Genomic DNA, 15,768 nt, shown 5'->3' on the forward strand with positions numbered 1-15,768 from the left:
CTCATGAACTTCGAAGAATATGCAGGCAAGCGCATCCTCGCCCAGGACGGGCTGGCGGTGCCCCGGGGCCGGCTGGCCCAGTCGGCCGAGGAGGCCGAAGCCATCGCCGTCGAGATCGGACCGGTGGTGATCAAGGCCCAGGTGCCGGCCGGCAAGCGCGGCAAGTCGGGCGGAGTCAAGGTCGCCGACACCCCCGAGGAGGCGGCCTCGTGCGCCGAGGACATCCTGGGCATGATGATCGGCGGCTACGTGGTCGAGCGCCTGCTGGTCGAGGAAAAGGCCGACATCGCCCGCGAGTTCTATGCCGCGGTGCTGGACGACCCGGCCAGCCGCGGCCCGCTGGTGATGTTCTCGACCGAGGGCGGCATGGACATCGAGGAGGTGGCCGACAGCCACCCCGAGGCCATCCGCCGCGCCAGTCCCGGCATCCGCGAGGGCTTCGACATCACCGCCGCCGCCGGCATGCTGGCCGGCCTCGACGTGCCGGCGGCCACCGCCGGCTTCCTCGCCGACCTCTACCGGGTGTGGCGGACCCGCGACGCCGAGCTGGTGGAGATCAACCCGCTGGCCGAGCTGCGGGACGGGCGGCTGGTGGCGCTGGACTGCAAGTTCGTCCTGGATGAGTCCAGCGCCTTCCGCCAGCCCGACATCGCCGGCTGGGGGGCGGCCGAGCGCATGACCCGGCTGGAGCAGCGCGGCCGCGACCTCGGGCTCAAATACATCGAGCTGGACGGCAGCGTCGGCGTCCTGGCCAACGGCGCCGGCCTGACCATGACCACCATGGACGTCATCGCCCATTTCGGCGGCAAGCCGGCCAACTTCCTGGAAATCGGCGGCGAGGCCTATACCAAGGCCACCCCGGCGCTGGAGCTGGTGCTGGCCAATCCCGGGGTCAAAAGCCTGATCATCAATTTCTGCGGCGCCTTCGCCCGCACCGACGTGATGGCCGAGGGGGTGGTCAAGGCCTGGCTGGAGCTGCGGCCCAACCTGCCGGCCTTCTTCTCGATCCACGGCACCAACGAGGACGAGGCGGTGCGCCTGGTGCGCGAGCGCCTGGGCTTCGAACCCTATGACCGCATGGAAGACGCGGTCCGCGCGGCGGTGGAGGCGGCACGATGATCCTACACGGCAGCGACCGGGTCCTGGTCCAGGGCATCACCGGCAAGCAGGGCACCTTCTGGACCGAGCAGATGCAGGCCTACGGCACCAACGTGGTGGGGGGCGTCAACCCCAAGCGGGCGGGTGAGATCCACTGCAACGTGCCGGTCTTCGCCACCGCCGAGGAGGCGGCCGAGGTCGAGCCGGTGGACGTGGCGGTGATGTTCATCCCGCCCGCCGCCGCCCTGGCCGCCGCCGAGGATGCCTGCCGCGCCGGGGTCAGGACCCTGATCATCCTGACCGAGCACATCCCCAGCCACGACGTCATGCGCATCCACGCCGCGGCGCGGGAATCGGGGACCCGCATCGTCGGCCCCAACACCGCCGGCCTGGTGACCCCGGGCGAGTGCTTCGTCGGCATCATGCCGGCCTTCAACGACCGGGTGTTCAAGCCCGGGCGGGTGGGGGTGATCTCGCGTTCGGGCAGCCTCGGCACCCTCGTCTGCCTCAATCTGGTGGCCGAGGGCATGGGCGAATCGGCCTTCATCGGCATCGGCGGCGATCCCATGGTGGGGACCACCAGCCGCGACGCCCTGGCCGCCTTCGAGGCCGATGCCAACACCGACGCGGTGGTGCTGGTGGGCGAGATCGGCGGCGCCATGGAGGAGGAGGCGGCGGCCTTCGCCGCCACCATGACCAAGCCGGTGGTGTCGTTCATCGCCGGCGCCGCCTCGCCGCCGGGCAAGAAGATGGGCCATGCCGGGGCCATCGTCATGGGCAATCGCGGCAGCTACGCCTCGAAGCGCGCGGCGCTGGAGGAGGCCGGCGTGGTGGTCGCCGACACCCCCGCCGGCATCGTCGAGGCGCTGCGCCAGGGCGGACGGACGGTGCATTGATGGCGGACGGTCCGGGCGACCCTCACGACCTGCCGCGCTTCGCCTTCGATCCCCAGCCGACCGAGGTGTCGGGCAGCGCCGATCCCAGGCCGCGCAAGGAGTCCTGGTGGCAGCGCTTCACCGCGCCCAGGGAACGGGTCGAGCTGTCGCCCGAGGTCGAGGACGAGGTCAAGACCACCACCTGCTACATGTGCGCCTGCCGCTGCGGCGTGAAGGTGCACCTGCAGGAAGGCCGCATCCGCTTCATCGACGGCAACCGCAACCACCCGGTCAACCGCGGCGTCATCTGCGGCAAGGGCTCGGCCGGCATCATGCAACAATATTCGCCGGCCCGGCTGCGCAGCCCGCTGCTGCGGACCGGCGAACGCGGCAAGGGCGAGTTCCGCGCCATCGGCTGGGACGAGGCGCTGACCATCGTGACCGAGCGGCTGCGCCGCATCCGCGACACCGACCCGGCCAGGCTGGCCTTCTTCACCGGGCGCGACCAGAGCCAGTCGCTGACCGGCTATTGGGCGGCCCAGTTCGGCACCCCCAACTACGCCGCCCATGGCGGCTTCTGCTCGGTCAACATGGCGGCCGGCGGCATGTACACCCTGGGCGGCAGCTTCTGGGAGTTCGGCGAGCCGGACTGGGAGCGGGCGCGCTACCTGCTGCTGTTCGGCGTCGCCGAGGACCACGACAGCAACCCCATCAAGATCGGCCTGTCGCGCCTGAAGGCCTCGGGGGCCAAGATCGTCGGCATCAACCCGGTGAAGACCGGCTACAACGCCATCGCCGACGAATGGATCGGCATCCGCCCCGGCACCGACGGCCTGTTCGCCCTGGCCCTGGTGCACGAGTTGCTGAAGGCCGACCGGATCGACCTCGACTACCTGGTCCGCTACACCAACGCGCCGTGGCTGGTGGTGCGCAATCCCGGCGGCGCCGATGACGGCCTGTTCGCCCGCGACGGCCAGGGCCGGGTGCTGGCCTGGGACCGCGATGCCGACACCGCAGTACCGGCCGAGCGGGCCGATCTGTCGCCGCTGCTGGTGGGCGAGAAGCGGCTGCCCGACGGCCGCTTCGCGGTGCCGGTGTTCCAGCTGATGGCGGCGCGCTACCTCGACCCGTCCTATGCGCCGGAGGCGGTGGCCGAGCGCTGCGGCATCGCCGCCGAGACCATCCGCCGCATCGCCGGCGAGATCGCCCACGTCGCCTTCCAGCAGCAGGTGGTGATCGAGCAGCCGTGGACCGACTGGGCCGGGCGGCGCCACGACCGCATGATCGGGCGTCCCGTCGCCATGCACGCCATGCGCGGCATCTCGGCCCATTCCAACGGCTTCCACACCTGCCGCGCGCTGCACCTGCTGCAATTGCTGCTGGGCAGCGTCGACGTGCCCGGCGGCTGGCGCTACAAGCCGCCCTATCCCCGCCCGGCGCCGCCGGGTCCGTTCCCCGCCGGCTGGCGCGGCGAGCCGGCCGCCGGCAAGCCCCTGGCCGGCAGCCCGCTGGGCTATCCGCTGGGACCCGAGCATCTGCTGGTGGATGCCGCCGGCCGGCCCGAGCGCCTGGACAAGGCGTTCTCGTGGGAATACCCGCTGGCGGTGCACGGCATGCTGCACATGGTGATCACCAACGCCTGGGCCGGCGATCCCTATCCCATCGACACGCTGTTCCTCTACATGTCGAACATGGCGTGGAACTCGTCCATGCACACCGGCGCGGTCATGCGCATGCTGACCGACCGGGACCCGGCGACCGGCGAATACCGCATCCCCTTCATCGTCTATTCCGACGCCTTCGATTCCGAGACCGTGTCCTTCGCCGATCTGGTGCTGCCCGACACCACCTATCTGGAGCGCTGGGACTGCATCTCGCTGCTGGACCGCCCCATCGGCAGCGCCGACGGCCCCGCCGACGCCATCCGCCGGCCGGTGGTGGCGCCCGACCGCGATGTGCGGCCGTTCCAGGACGTGCTGATCGAGCTGGGGGTACGCCTGGGCCTGCCGGCCTTCGCCAACCCGGACGGCAGCGCGCGCTATCCGGGGGGCTATCCCGACTACATCGTCAACCACCAGCGCCAGCCCGGGCTGGGGCCGCTGGCCGGCTGGCGCGGCCGCGACGGCACCGAGCACGGGCGGGGCGAACCCAACCCGGACCAGCTTGAGCGCTACATGGAGAACGACTGCTTCTGGATGCAGGAGCTGCCGCCCGAGCAGCGCTTCTTCAAGCATGCCAACAAGGACTACCTGGAAACGGCGGTGCGCCTGGGCTTCATCGAGCGCGCCGAGCCGGTGGTGCACCAGTTGTGGAGCGAGCCGCTGCAGCGCTTCCGCCTCGCCGCCCAGGGCTTCGGCGAGCGCCAGCCGCCGGACCACCTGCGCCCGCGCATCGCCACCTATTTCGATCCGCTGCCGCTGTGGTACGAGCCGCTGGAGCACGAGGCCTTCGACCAGGCCGCGTATCCGCTATCGGCCATCACCCAGCGGCCCATGCCCATGTATCATTCCTGGGGCTCGCACAATGCCTGGCTGCGCCAGATCTACGCCCACAACGACATCTTCATGAGCCGGGCGCTGGGTGTCGAGCTGGGCCTGGCCAACGGCGACTGGGTGTGGATCGCCAGCCCGCATGGCCGCATCAAGGCGCGGCTGCGCCTGATGGAGGGGGTCAACCGCCACACCGTGTGGACCTGGAACGCCATCGGCAAGCGCCAGGGGGCGTGGAACCTGAAGGCGGACGCGCCCGAGGCGCATCAAGGCTTCCTGCTCAACCACATCATCAACGAATTGCTGCCCGACCGCGGCGGCGCCCGCTTCTCCAATTCCGACCCGGTGACCGGCCAGGCGGCCTGGTACGACCTGCGGGTCGCCATCGAACCGGCGACCGCCGACGAGGCCGGCGAGACCTCGCCCCAGGCCGAGCCCCAGGGCCTGCCGGCCGGCATGGCGCCATCGCCGTCCATCAACAGCTACGGCACCTGGCTGCGCACCCGCCGCCGCCAGCGCGCCCGCGAGAGGAGCAAGCAGCCGTGACCTCGCTACCCACCGCCAGCCCCGCCGCCGACGGCCACCAGAAGAAGCTGGGGCTGGTCATCGATCTCGACACCTGCGTCGGCTGCCACGCCTGCGCGGTGGCCTGCAAGGAGTGGAACACCGGCGGCCACATGGCGCCGCTGACCGACCTGGAGCCCTATGGCCGCGCCCCCGACGGGGTGTGGTTCAACCGCATCCACACGTTCGAGGCGGGGGTGGAATCGGGGAGCGCGGTGGCCGGTTGCGGCGCGTCGCGCACCACCCATTTCCCCAAATCCTGCCTGCATTGCGAGACCCCCGACTGCGTCACCGTCTGCCCTACCGGGGCCAGCTACAAGCGGGCCGAGGACGGTATCGTGCTGGTCGACGAGGATCTGTGCATCGGCTGCAAGCTGTGCTCGTGGGCCTGCCCCTACGGCGCCCGCGAATTCGATACCGATACCGGCACCATGAAGAAATGCACCCTGTGCATCGACCGCATCTACAACAAGAACCTGGAGGAGGTCGACCGGGTGCCGGCCTGCGTCATGGTCTGCCCGGTCTCGGCCCGCCATTTCGGCGATCTCGGCGATCCCAGCTCCAACGTCTCGCGGCTGGTGGCGGACCGCGGCGGCTTCGACCTGATGCCCGAGATCGGCTACAAGCCGGTCAACAAGTACCTGCCGCCGCGCCCGGCGCGGGCGGTGCCGGTGGCCATCTCCACCGCCCCCGCCGTCTCCCCGCCGGCCAACCTCAACCTGCTGGCCCGCTGGGCCGACCGCGTGCTGTCGCGGTAGGTGACAGAGCATGCATCCCGCCTTCTCCATCATCTTCTTCACCACCGCCGCCGGGGCCGGCTATGGCCTGCTGCTGTTGCTGGCGCTGCTGGGGCCGGCCGGGCTGCTGCCCGACAGCCGCGCCTTCGCGGTGGTGTCCACCGGCCTGGCGCTGGGGCTGGTGGCGGTGGGGCTGCTGTCCTCGGTGATCCATCTCGGGCACCCCGAGCGGGCGTGGCGGGCGGTGTCGCAGTGGAAGTCGTCGTGGCTGGCCCGCGAGGGCGTGGCCGCCCTGGTCACCTTCCTGCCCGCCGCCATCTTCGCCGTCAGCTGGGCGCTGCTGGGCCGCACCGGCGCGGTGGCCGGGGCCAGCGGCATCGCCACCGCCATCGGCGCGGTGGTCACCGTCGCCTGCACCGCCATGATCTACGCCTCGCTGAAGCCCATCCACCAGTGGCACAATTCCTGGGTCCTGCCCAATTACCTGCTGCTGTCGGCGATGACCGGGGCGGTGCTGCTCAACGCGCTGCTGCATCTGTGGCGGGCGGGGCGGCCCGAGTTCGACGCATTGGTGCTGGTGCTGATCGCCCTGTCGGGGCTGGCCAAGGAGGGCTACTGGACCTTCATCGGCACCATCCCCGCCGCCAGCACCCCCGAGACCGCCACCGGGCTGGGCAGATGGGGCCGCGTGCGCTTTCTTGAATCGCCCCATTCCGAGCCCAACTACCTGCTCAAGGAGATGGGCTTCGCCATCGGCCGCAAGCATTCGGTGCGGCTGCGCCTGATCGCCCGCACCCTGGGCTTCACCCTGCCGCTGCTGGCCACCGTGCTGGCCCTGGGCCTGCCCGCCGCCGCCCTGCCGGCCAGCCTGCTGGCGGCGCTGGCGGTGGCGCTGGGGATCATCATCGAGCGCTGGCTGTTCTTCGCCGAGGCCCGCCACACCGTCACCCTCTATTACGGCGCAACCACCGTCTGAGGCTCGCCATGCATGCCAGCGAAGTGATGACCAGCGACGTCGCCACGGTGTCCCCCGACACCCCGCTCACCACCATCGCCGAGTTGCTGCTGTCGCGCCACATCAGCGGCGTGCCGGTGGTCGATTCGGGCGGCACGCTGGTCGGCGTGGTCAGCGAGGCCGACCTGATGTGGCGGGCCGGGGGCGAGGGCACCGAGCACCGCTCGTGGTGGGCCGGGCTGCTGGCCGGCCGGCCGCTGCAGGCAGCCGACTTCATCCGCACCCACGGCACCCGCGCCGCCGACATCATGTCGCGCGACCTCATCACCGTTGCCGAGGACACGCCCATCGAGGACGTGGTCGACCTGTTCGAGCGCCGCCGGGTCAAGCGCGTGCCGGTGGTGCGCGGCGGCCGCGTCGTCGGCATCGTCAGCCGTTCGGACCTGATCAAGACCCTGGCGCTGCAGCGTCCGCCGGGCGACTCCCTGGTCGACGACCGCCTGCTGCAGGACCGGCTGCAGGCCCTGCTGGCCGCCCAGCCATGGCTGGACATCGCCCGCGTCAACGCGGTGGTGGAGAACGGAACCGCCCGCCTGAGCGGCCTGGTCGGCTCGGACACCGAACGCCGCGCCCTGCACGTGGCCGCCCGCAGCATCGCCGGAATCCGCAGCGTCGAGGACAACCTGACGGTCGGCGTCACCCCCATGGGCGGGGTGTGACGGTCAGAACACCATGACCTTGTCGGCGTCCAGGATGGCGGCCGACAACGCATCCATGCCGCTGCGGGCCGCCCCCTCGGTCAGGTCACCCGCGGCGATCCCACGGGCATCCATGCAGGTGCCGCACAGCAGCATCCGGCCGCCGCTTCCGGTCACCCGGTGGACCATCTTCTCGATGTTGTAGAAGCCCTCGGGGGTCTTCTGCCCGGCCTTGGCGCACAGCACCGCATCGGCCATCAGGAACACGGTGATCTCCGCCTCGGGGGCGTTCTTTTTCAGGGAATGGGCGAGGCGCAGGCCGTTGTAGCTGCGTTCGGTCCCATAGGGCGGATCGTTGAGGATGATGACGATCTTCATGGGTCAGCCTCCGATTGTTTCGCGGTACACGATGTAGCTCGCCACCACCGCCAGGAAAACGGCGAAGCCCGTCTTCAGGCCGTCGGCGGACATCCGCCTGGATGCCGCCGCGCCGAGAATGCTCCCCACCACCGCGATGGCGGTGAAGGTACCCATCAGGGCGTAGTCGATGGCGACCGCCCCGAGATAGCCGGCGAACCCGGCGGCGGACTTGGCCGAGACGATGACCAGCGATGTGCCCACCGCCTGCTTCATGGGCAGGCCGGACAGCAGGACCAGGGCGGGAACGATCAGGAAGCCGCCGCCGACCCCGACCATGCCGGTGACCACTCCGACGACGATACCGTGGGCGGCGACCTGGCCGACGCGCGAGGCATCGAAGCAGAGCATGGTCGCCGCCCCCGAACAGTCCAGGCGCACCAGCGTATCCGTCCTCGGCACAACCGCACCGGGGCGGGTCATGCGCCAAGCGGCGGCGTACATGATCGCAGCGAACAGCAGCAACTGGACCAGTTCGGGAGTCATCACGCCAAGGCGAGCGCCGCCATAGGTGCCGGCCACGCCGAACAGCCCGAAGATCGCAGCCACCGGAACGTTGACGTTGCCGCGCCGCCAATGGGTGACGGCGGAGATGGAGGCGGTGATGGCGACGATCCCCAGGCTCATGGCGATGGCCGGCTTGGCCTCGACACCCAGAAGGTACATCAGCGCCGGCAGGGTGATAATCGACCCGCCGCTGCCGAACAGCCCGAGCATGAGGCCGGTGGCGAGACCGGCGGCGATGGCAAGCAACGACATGGGCGCACCCTCTATCATTCAATTATTTTATTGAATAATAGAGGGTGCTGCCCGATCCGTCAATCGGGTGCGACCCCGCGCTGCACCTACTCCGCCACGAACGCCTTGATGGCGTCGGCGGCATCGTCGGCGGCGAGGTCGAGGAAGAAGTGGTCGGCGTTGGGCACGGTGACCAGCTTCACCCGCTTGCCGTCGGCCAGCGGCGCCACCGCCTCGGGCAGGCCCTTGACCACCTCGTCGTTGGCGGCCGCGATCACCAGGGTCGGCACCTTGATCCTGGCCAGCGGAGCGACCACGCCCAGGCGCGGATCGGGCTGGTAGTAGCTGACGAAGGATGCCGCGCTGGCGGTGGCGCCGGGGCAGTAGATGAAGCCGGTATCCGTCATCATCTCGGCCCCCTTGCCCGCCTTGACCAGCGCCGCCGCCTTGGCCAGCGGCCCGGCCAGCGGCTTGCCGTAGCGGGCCTGGTAGCCGGCCGCCTCGGCCTTCTCGTCATAGGTCATGGGCGCCAGCAGCACCACCTTGGTCACCACCGGATCGGGGCGCTCGGCGGCGAACAGGGCGGTCTGGGCGCCGCCGCGCGAATGGCCCAGCAGCGCCACCTTGGACGCCCCCTGCCCCTTCAGCCAGCCCAGCCAGGCGCCGATCTCGTCCAGCGAGTCGGTGTGCTTGTGCCGGTGCGGCACGGCGCAATCGTACATGCCCGAGCGGTTGTCGAGGCCGAGGCCGAGGGTGATGGCCAGGGAACTGAGGCCCCGTTCGGCCAGCCCGGCCTGCATGGCCTTGATGATCTCCATGCCGTTATGGGCCAGGGTGCCGTGGGTGATCAGCACCACCCCGTCCTTGACCGCCTTGCCGCCGGCCAGCGCCAAGGTGCCGTTCAGCGCCAGGCCGCCCGCCTTGACCTGCACCGCCTGGTCCGCGGCCCAGGCGGCCGGACCCGACCCCAGCACGGCGACGGCCGCGATTGCGGCCAGCATCAGTTTCCGCATGACATCTCTCCCTTGTTTCCTTGGCGCCCTGGTTGACCCGGGGCGGGCGCGGGCTTATTAAAGTGATTAATTGAATGGTCGATGGAGCCTCCGTGTCAACCCGGGTCAGCCCCAAACTGTCGATGCTGGAACAGTTCGCCGCCGTGGCCAAGGCGCTGTCGAGCCCGCATCGGCTCGATCTGCTCGAATTGCTGGCCCAGGGCGAGCGTGGCGTCGAGGGGCTGGCGGCGGCCGCCGGGCTGTCGGTCGCCAACACCTCGCAGCATCTGCAGGTGCTGCGCCGGGTCGGACTGGTGGTGTCGCGCAAGAGCGGACCGCAGGTCCTCTACCGCCTGTCCGACGACGACGTGCTCGACCTGCTGGCCAGCCTGCGCCGCACCGCCGAGCGCCACGTTGCCGAGGTCGACCGGCTGGTGCGCGGCTACTTCCACGAGAAGGACGCGCTGGAGGCGGTGTCGCGCGACGATCTGATGGCCCGCATGAAGGACGGGCTGGTCACCATCCTCGATGTCCGCCCCCCCGAGGAATACGCCGCCGGTCATCTGCCGGGCAGCGTCAACATCCCGGTGAGGGACCTGGAGCGGCGGTTGGGCGAACTGCCCGAGAGCACCGAGGTGGTCGCCTATTGCCGGGGTCCCTATTGCGTGCTGGCCTACGAGGCGGTGGCCGCCCTGCGCGAGCGCGGCCGCAGGGCGCGGCGCCTGGAGGACGGTTTCCCCGAGTGGCGGGCCGCCGGCCTGCCGGTGGAGGCGGCGCCCTGTTAGGGTCGCCCATCCTGTGGCATAAGGTGCCGGTCCCGCCACAGGAACCCAGCCGGCCATGATCCGTTTCGAGAATATCAGCAAGCAGAACAGCCACCGTATCCTTTTCCTCGATTCCTCCGCCGCCCTGAACCGCGGCGAGAAGGTCGGCCTGGTCGGTCCCAACGGCGCCGGCAAGACGACGTTGTTCCGCATGATCACCGGCGAGGAAGCGCCCGATAACGGGCAGGTCTCGGTCGAGAAGCAGGTCTCCATCGGCTATTTCAACCAGGATGTCGGCGAGATGGCGGGCCGCAGCGCCGTCGCCGAGGTGATGGACGGGGCCGGGCCGGTCAGCGCCGTGGCCGCCGAGATGGCCGAGCTGGAAGCGGCCATGTGCGATCCCGACCGCGACGACATGGACGCCATCATCGCCCGCTACGGCGAGGTCCAGGCCCGCTTCGAGGAACTGGGCGGCTACGAGCTGGAGGGCCGCGCCCGCGAGGTGCTGGCCGGCCTCAGCTTCAGCCAGGAGATGATGGACGGCGACGTCGGCAAGTTGTCGGGCGGCTGGAAGATGCGCGTCGCCCTCGCCCGCATCCTGCTGATGCGGCCCGACGCCATGCTGCTGGACGAGCCCAGCAACCACCTGGACCTGGAAAGCCTGATCTGGCTGGAAGGCTTCCTGAAGGCATATGACGGCGCGTTGATGATGACCTCGCACGATCGCGAGTTCATGAACCGCATCGTCACCAAGATCATCGAGATCGATGGCGGCTCGCTCAACAGCTACTCGGGCGATTACGAGTTCTACGAACGCCAGCGGGCGCAGAACGAGAAGCAGCAGCAGGCCCAGTTCGAGCGCCAGCAGGCCATGCTGGCCAAGGAGATCAAGTTCATCGAGCGCTTCAAGGCCCGCGCCTCGCACGCCGCCCAGGTGCAGAGCCGGGTCAAGAAGCTGGACAAGATCGAACGCTTCGAGCCGCCCAGGCGCCGCCAGATGGTGGTCTTCGACTTCCCGCCGGCGCCGCGCTCGGGCGAGGACGTGGCGGTGCTGAAGAACGTCCACAAGGGCTATGGCGGCCGCGCCATCTACCAGGGCCTCGACCTCATCATCCGGCGCAAGGAGCGCTGGTGCGTGATGGGCGTCAACGGCGCCGGCAAGTCGACCCTGCTGAAGCTGGTGGCCGGCACCGCCGAGCCCGATTCCGGCAGCGTCGCCATCGGCGGCAGCGTCCGCATGGGCTATTTCTCGCAGCACGCCATGGAGGTGCTGGACGGCGGCGCCACCATCTTCGAAACCCTGGAAGGCGCCTTCCCCCAGGCCAACCAGGGGTCATTGCGCGCCCTGGCCGGCTGCTTCGGCTTCTCCGGCGACGACGTGGAAAAGAAATGCCGGGTCCTGTCGGGCGGCGAGAAGGCCCGCCTGGTGATGGCCCTGATGCTGTTCAACCCGCCCAACTTCCTGGTGCTGGACGAACCCACCAACCACCTCGACCTCGACACCAAGCAGATGCTGATCAAGGCCCTGGCCGGCTATGAGGGCACCATGCTGTTCGTGTCCCACGACCGCCACTTCCTGGCCGCCCTGTCGAACCGCGTGCTGGAACTGACCCCGGACGGCATCCACCAGTTCAGCGGCGGCTACACCGAATACGTCGCCCGCACCGGCCACGAGGCGCCGGGACTGCGGGGGTGAGTCAAGGTTTGCTTGGGAAAAGTTGAATGGCGGGCGGGGGGAATTCGAGGTTTCGGGCCGAAACGAGTGCCGCGGCACCGTAAGCCCGTAACTTGCCCCCGCCCTCGGCGCAGCCGGGGGAAGGCCGGGGTGGGGGCCAGCCCACCGCCCGCCCCGCCGCCGCCGGCTCCCGGCAACACCAACATCCGCGCTCCCCTTCCCCGCAAGCGGGATGGGGGCGTTCTTCCCCCCCCAATCGTCATCTGGCGGCCATGCGCCCCACCCGGCGGGCCGCGCGGCCGGTGCCGGTTCATGCAACACAGATGAACGCCGATGAACTCAGATGAACTCAGATGGACCTTCCGCACCTGCCCGGTTCACGGGGACACCCCCCTGATGGGCAAAGGCCTCGCCGGATTGGCCCCCAGGCCAGCCGTCCAGAGGGTCGGCGCCGGGGCATAACAGCAGGCCCAGCAGATAAGTGCAGTGGCACCGTAATCCCGAGGTCATCCGCCTGTTCGAACCGGTCAATGCGTCCTGAATGAACCCTGCGCGCGGGGCGCCGAACGGGTGAGGGCGTCTGCTTCGGGCCGGGAGGGGAAGGGCGGGAATGAGGGGCGGGGTAAATAAAGCGGACCTTTGGGTTAAGTGCCCCCAGCACATGGGCGTGTTTGCCGCCCTCGCCGGATCGCGCCTTCGACCTGTGCCGCCGCTCGCTCGCGGAGGCAGTTGCCGGACGACATCGAAGCCGAACTTGCCCCGCTGGTAAAGCGGGGGGTCAGGGTGAGGTTGGGCTAATCCATTCCTTGGGGAAGCGGGCGATCAGCATTTTGGCGTACACTGCGGCGAGCGCGGCGGCATAATACTGCCAATCGTCCCGCTTCTCGATGGTGCAGTAGTCGCAAGTCCCTCTGATTACCATGCCGTGTGCGCCGAGAAGGCTCATCGCGCGGTGGACAGCGCTTCCCTCCATTTCGATCGCTCGGGCGTTGAAGGTCTCGCGGATCGCGTCACGCCGGACCTCATCCTTGACGACGATGTTCCCAGAGGCGATGACACCTTCATGGATGACCGGCGAGAGGTTCACCCGCCGGGCATCGGGCGGATGCTTAACCTTACGCCCTTTGACCTTGAGGACATCTTCGTCCGTCGGGCGCTGGAACATCTCTCCGAGCGTCCCGATCTCGTCTTTCCACGGGATCGCGTCCAGGATCGCATCACGGCCCAGAAGCCCCACAACCTGACGAAATTCCATGCCCACCTGCTGCGGGGTTGCCCGCGCTTCAAATACGCCGTCCTTGTACGCCCCAAAATCGTGTTGCACGATGTGGGTGGAAATGACGAGGTCGCCCAGACGAACGTGCTTTTCGGTATCGGTCAGATTGGGACATGCGCCGGCAATGCCGACCATCAATGCATATTTGATCGAAGGGTAGGACCGTTTCAGATTCGCAGCGACAATCCCCGCATCCGTGGTTCCCATGCCGTTAATGGATGCGTGCAAAACTGGGATGGCCATGCCATCCCGATGCTCGATGGTACCGAGTTCATAAGCGATCGGATCGCCGGAGACTGCGGCGTCCGCCGGCGTGTTGAGGATTTTGGTGACGGCCGCTGCTTCGTGCTTCAGCGCGGTGATGATGGCGATCCGCGGGGTATTGGCTGACATGGCCCGTTGTCTGACCTCTTCTTCGATTTCCGCCAGAGCCTTCATCATGCGCGGATTTTCCCGCGCGGCTGCGAAAAGTTCGGCCGGCGGAAGGTTGATCATGTCGGCCAGCGCCGCGTGCGTGAGCAGGATGCGATGGGCGCGCGAATAATCCAAGTCGCGGTTGGGGTTTCCCGATGGCACGGAGCGGGAAAACCCGAGCCGTTTCATTTCCTGAAAAACAGAAGCCCCCAAGTCTATAGCATAGCTTCGAAAGTACGCCTCGTTCAACACAGTGTGAAGAGTGTTGACCGTCTTGCGGGTGATTGTCTTTGCCCCGAAAAGGATGGGCCGGGCGTGATCGACAAGAAAGGCCTTTCCTTCCAGCCTTTCCGGGAGTTCCGGAAAAATTGAGTCCGCACCGGTGGGAAGATCGTCCAATGTCATCCGCCGAAACAGGTTCTCGCACTCCCCCGAGGCGAAAAGCCGTCGCCAATCTGTCACGATGTCGGTCGTCGTGCTCCGGACCCGTGCGTGCCAGGGTAAAGGCACGTGAATGTCGATCGAACGATAAACCGACCCCTGGTACGATTCCTCGTCGTATTGGGGCCGCTTGTCCTCAACGAATTCCTGGATGTTGGTGTTGCTGCCAACAAGGACGATCAGGTCGCCGAGCTCGGGATTCATAAAGGGTTCGCAAAGTTCCCGGCAGATGGGGTTTTCGAAAAATGAGGCGGCAGGGACGTAGACCCGGTCGCACACCAGCACCGCGAGCCTGAGTGCGATCGCCATTTCCGTCCGCGCCGCGCGATCGCTTGACGTTACCCCCTTCTCCTCCAAAAAATGGATATCGAAGAAGTGGAGAAACATTCTCCGGCCGGGCATCACCAGTCCTCAAAAAAACTCAGCTGTCTTGGCTGTAATTCTGCCAACCGAGAGTGGTGCCTGGCAACAAGGTAATCTACCCTGCCTGCAAGAGGGGTCGCGCCCCAGGCTGTCAATTCGTCCGAGTAGGAATGCGGGACGTCGTTCAGCAGAAAAATTTGCTTTCCCGTCGCGAATGCGATCGCGATCTCGGCAAAAGCATTGGGGCCAATGTAATCGATCTCGCCATGTTTCTCCATGTTAACCACCAATATGGCGAATGTGGACGGGTTCTTGATCCGCCTGATGTGGTCGAGGGAGAGCTTTCGCTTCACTGAATCATGGGTGTCTAGGGTTGTGCACAGCGTTACGCCATCTTCCAGTGTGGGGAGCACGCTTGGGACATGGGCTTCCCCCAGTTCCTTATGTACATGCATCATTTGTGGCAGGAAGGTCATGCTACCGCAAATGACTACCCGGGGCCGGAAATCGACATCGCGGCGCAGTGGCTTATGCAGAAACGACAAGGCGCGCCTCCGCATCTGCTATTACGGAGCCGCGATCCCAGGTGAAAGCGCGAACGTCATTCGCCGCAAATCTAATGCCCAACTCTACGGCTGAAATGACGTGACTAGAAGGTATTTGTATTGGTAAATCTTTGATGGTCTCTGAGACATAAAGCGGCTTGCCAGCCTGAATAATTCTACCAATTTCGTAGCATGTGGTCCTCCCCACGTATCCGCCGGGCGCGACGACATAAATTGCGTCAGCTTCAAAAATGTTGCACAAGGTGACGGCTTGGATCTCAGCGTCGCTGTATTCGGCCCGGTCGGTCTCAAAACGGACAAAATCGACCTCAGCGACAGCCAAGTCGCTTCCGGCCGGCGAGGTCACGTGCAAACCGGCATCCCGAAACACGCCGATCACGTCCTTGACGGCCGGGTAATGCTGTTTGAAACTGCCAATTACGGCGACTTTCACGACGCCTCCGATCCAATCGGTCGTGCCGACACCCACTTCGGCAACAACATATAGTGCTTAGTTGCGCGCGTCAACGCAGAGCCCCCGTCTTCCCACCACCCGCCCTGCCCGGTGGAGCCGCATAAGGTTGTCCCCGGTCAGCCCGAATGATGGTTGTCCTTGCTTTGTCCGCTGTTGGGAGCCGGCGCCAATCCTCGGAACGACCGCCATGGGCGCAAACCGGTCAAAGCCGGTCAGCGGGCTGCATGGCGTTGATGCGTCTACAGCCTCCAT

At 67.5% G+C, this 15,768-nt stretch carries 14 protein-coding genes; 8 read left to right on the forward strand and 6 right to left on the reverse strand.

The annotated features are described in order from the left end of the window. Positions 1-3: 3 nt before the first annotated feature. Genes MTBUT4_RS02685 through MTBUT4_RS02710 form a run of 6 tightly spaced genes read left to right on the forward strand, consistent with a single transcriptional unit; the run spans position 4 to position 7,437 of the window. The gene (locus MTBUT4_RS02685; protein WP_173978115.1) at positions 4-1,119 is read left to right on the forward strand and encodes a succinate--CoA ligase subunit beta; all 1,116 of its coding nucleotides are present in this window, start codon (positions 4-6) and stop codon (positions 1,117-1,119) included. Continuing rightward, positions 1,116-1,994: a CoA-binding protein gene (locus tag MTBUT4_RS02690; protein WP_173978116.1), complete on the forward strand. Its 879-nt coding sequence runs from the start codon at positions 1,116-1,118 to the stop codon at positions 1,992-1,994. Before MTBUT4_RS02685 ends, MTBUT4_RS02690 begins: the two co-directional genes overlap by 4 nt. Beyond that, on the forward strand, positions 1,994-5,008 hold the full coding sequence (locus tag MTBUT4_RS02695; protein ID WP_173978117.1) for a molybdopterin oxidoreductase family protein: 3,015 nt from the start codon (positions 1,994-1,996) through the stop codon (positions 5,006-5,008). The genes MTBUT4_RS02690 and MTBUT4_RS02695 overlap by 1 nt, the downstream gene beginning before the upstream one ends. Further along, positions 5,005-5,784: a 4Fe-4S dicluster domain-containing protein gene (locus MTBUT4_RS02700; protein WP_173978118.1), complete on the forward strand. Its 780-nt coding sequence runs from the start codon at positions 5,005-5,007 to the stop codon at positions 5,782-5,784. Before MTBUT4_RS02695 ends, MTBUT4_RS02700 begins: the two co-directional genes overlap by 4 nt. A 10-nt stretch (positions 5,785-5,794) precedes the next feature. After that, the gene (locus MTBUT4_RS02705) at positions 5,795-6,739 is read left to right on the forward strand and encodes a DmsC/YnfH family molybdoenzyme membrane anchor subunit (RefSeq protein ID WP_173978119.1); all 945 of its coding nucleotides are present in this window, start codon (positions 5,795-5,797) and stop codon (positions 6,737-6,739) included. Positions 6,740-6,747: 8 nt separating this feature from the next. Further along, complete coding sequence (locus tag MTBUT4_RS02710; RefSeq protein WP_173978120.1) at positions 6,748-7,437, forward strand: CBS domain-containing protein; 690 nt, start codon at positions 6,748-6,750, stop codon at positions 7,435-7,437. A gap of 3 nt (positions 7,438-7,440) precedes the next feature. Here the strand turns inward: MTBUT4_RS02710 and MTBUT4_RS02715 are convergent, their stop codons facing one another. The 3 genes from MTBUT4_RS02715 to MTBUT4_RS02725 all read right to left on the reverse strand — a co-directional run bounded on the left by MTBUT4_RS02715 (position 7,441) and on the right by MTBUT4_RS02725 (position 9,584). Next, a complete protein-coding gene (locus MTBUT4_RS02715; RefSeq protein ID WP_173978121.1) occupies positions 7,441-7,794 on the reverse strand; it encodes a DsrE/DsrF/TusD sulfur relay family protein in 354 nt (117 codons plus the stop codon). Positions 7,795-7,797: 3 nt separating this feature from the next. Next, on the reverse strand, positions 7,798-8,592 hold the full coding sequence (locus tag MTBUT4_RS02720; protein ID WP_173978122.1) for a sulfite exporter TauE/SafE family protein: 795 nt from the start codon (positions 8,590-8,592) through the stop codon (positions 7,798-7,800). 86 nt (positions 8,593-8,678) lie between these two features. Next, positions 8,679-9,584 (reverse strand): alpha/beta hydrolase, encoded by a 906-nt coding sequence (locus MTBUT4_RS02725; RefSeq protein ID WP_173978123.1) that lies wholly within the window; start codon positions 9,582-9,584, stop codon positions 8,679-8,681. Between the two features lie 92 nt (positions 9,585-9,676). Here MTBUT4_RS02725 and MTBUT4_RS02730 point away from each other — a divergent pair, with 92 nt between their 5' ends. Then, positions 9,677-10,348 carry a metalloregulator ArsR/SmtB family transcription factor gene (locus MTBUT4_RS02730; protein WP_254434706.1) on the forward strand — a complete coding sequence of 224 codons (672 nt, stop codon included), beginning with the start codon at positions 9,677-9,679 and terminating at the stop codon, positions 10,346-10,348. A 55-nt stretch (positions 10,349-10,403) separates the two neighbouring features. Next, on the forward strand, positions 10,404-12,023 hold the full coding sequence (locus MTBUT4_RS02735; protein WP_173978124.1) for an ABC-F family ATP-binding cassette domain-containing protein: 1,620 nt from the start codon (positions 10,404-10,406) through the stop codon (positions 12,021-12,023). Positions 12,024-12,780: 757 nt separating this feature from the next. On the opposite strand, the gene MTBUT4_RS02740 is transcribed toward MTBUT4_RS02735, so the two are convergent. The 3 genes from MTBUT4_RS02740 to MTBUT4_RS02750 are packed head-to-tail and all read right to left on the reverse strand — an operon-like array spanning position 12,781 to position 15,495. Then, complete coding sequence (locus MTBUT4_RS02740) at positions 12,781-14,520, reverse strand: hypothetical protein (protein ID WP_173978125.1); 1,740 nt, start codon at positions 14,518-14,520, stop codon at positions 12,781-12,783. 14 nt (positions 14,521-14,534) lie between these two features. After that, positions 14,535-15,041 (reverse strand): hypothetical protein, encoded by a 507-nt coding sequence (locus MTBUT4_RS02745; RefSeq protein ID WP_173978126.1) that lies wholly within the window; start codon positions 15,039-15,041, stop codon positions 14,535-14,537. Then, entirely contained in the window at positions 15,025-15,495 is a 471-nt protein-coding gene (locus tag MTBUT4_RS02750; protein ID WP_173978127.1) for a hypothetical protein, read from the reverse strand. Before MTBUT4_RS02750 ends, MTBUT4_RS02745 begins: the two co-directional genes overlap by 17 nt. Between the last annotated feature and the right edge of the window lie 273 nt (positions 15,496-15,768).

Origin of the sequence: Magnetospirillum sp. UT-4, assembly GCF_902729435.1 — a bacterium.
Taxonomy (GTDB): Bacteria; Pseudomonadota; Alphaproteobacteria; order Rhodospirillales; family Magnetospirillaceae; genus Magnetospirillum.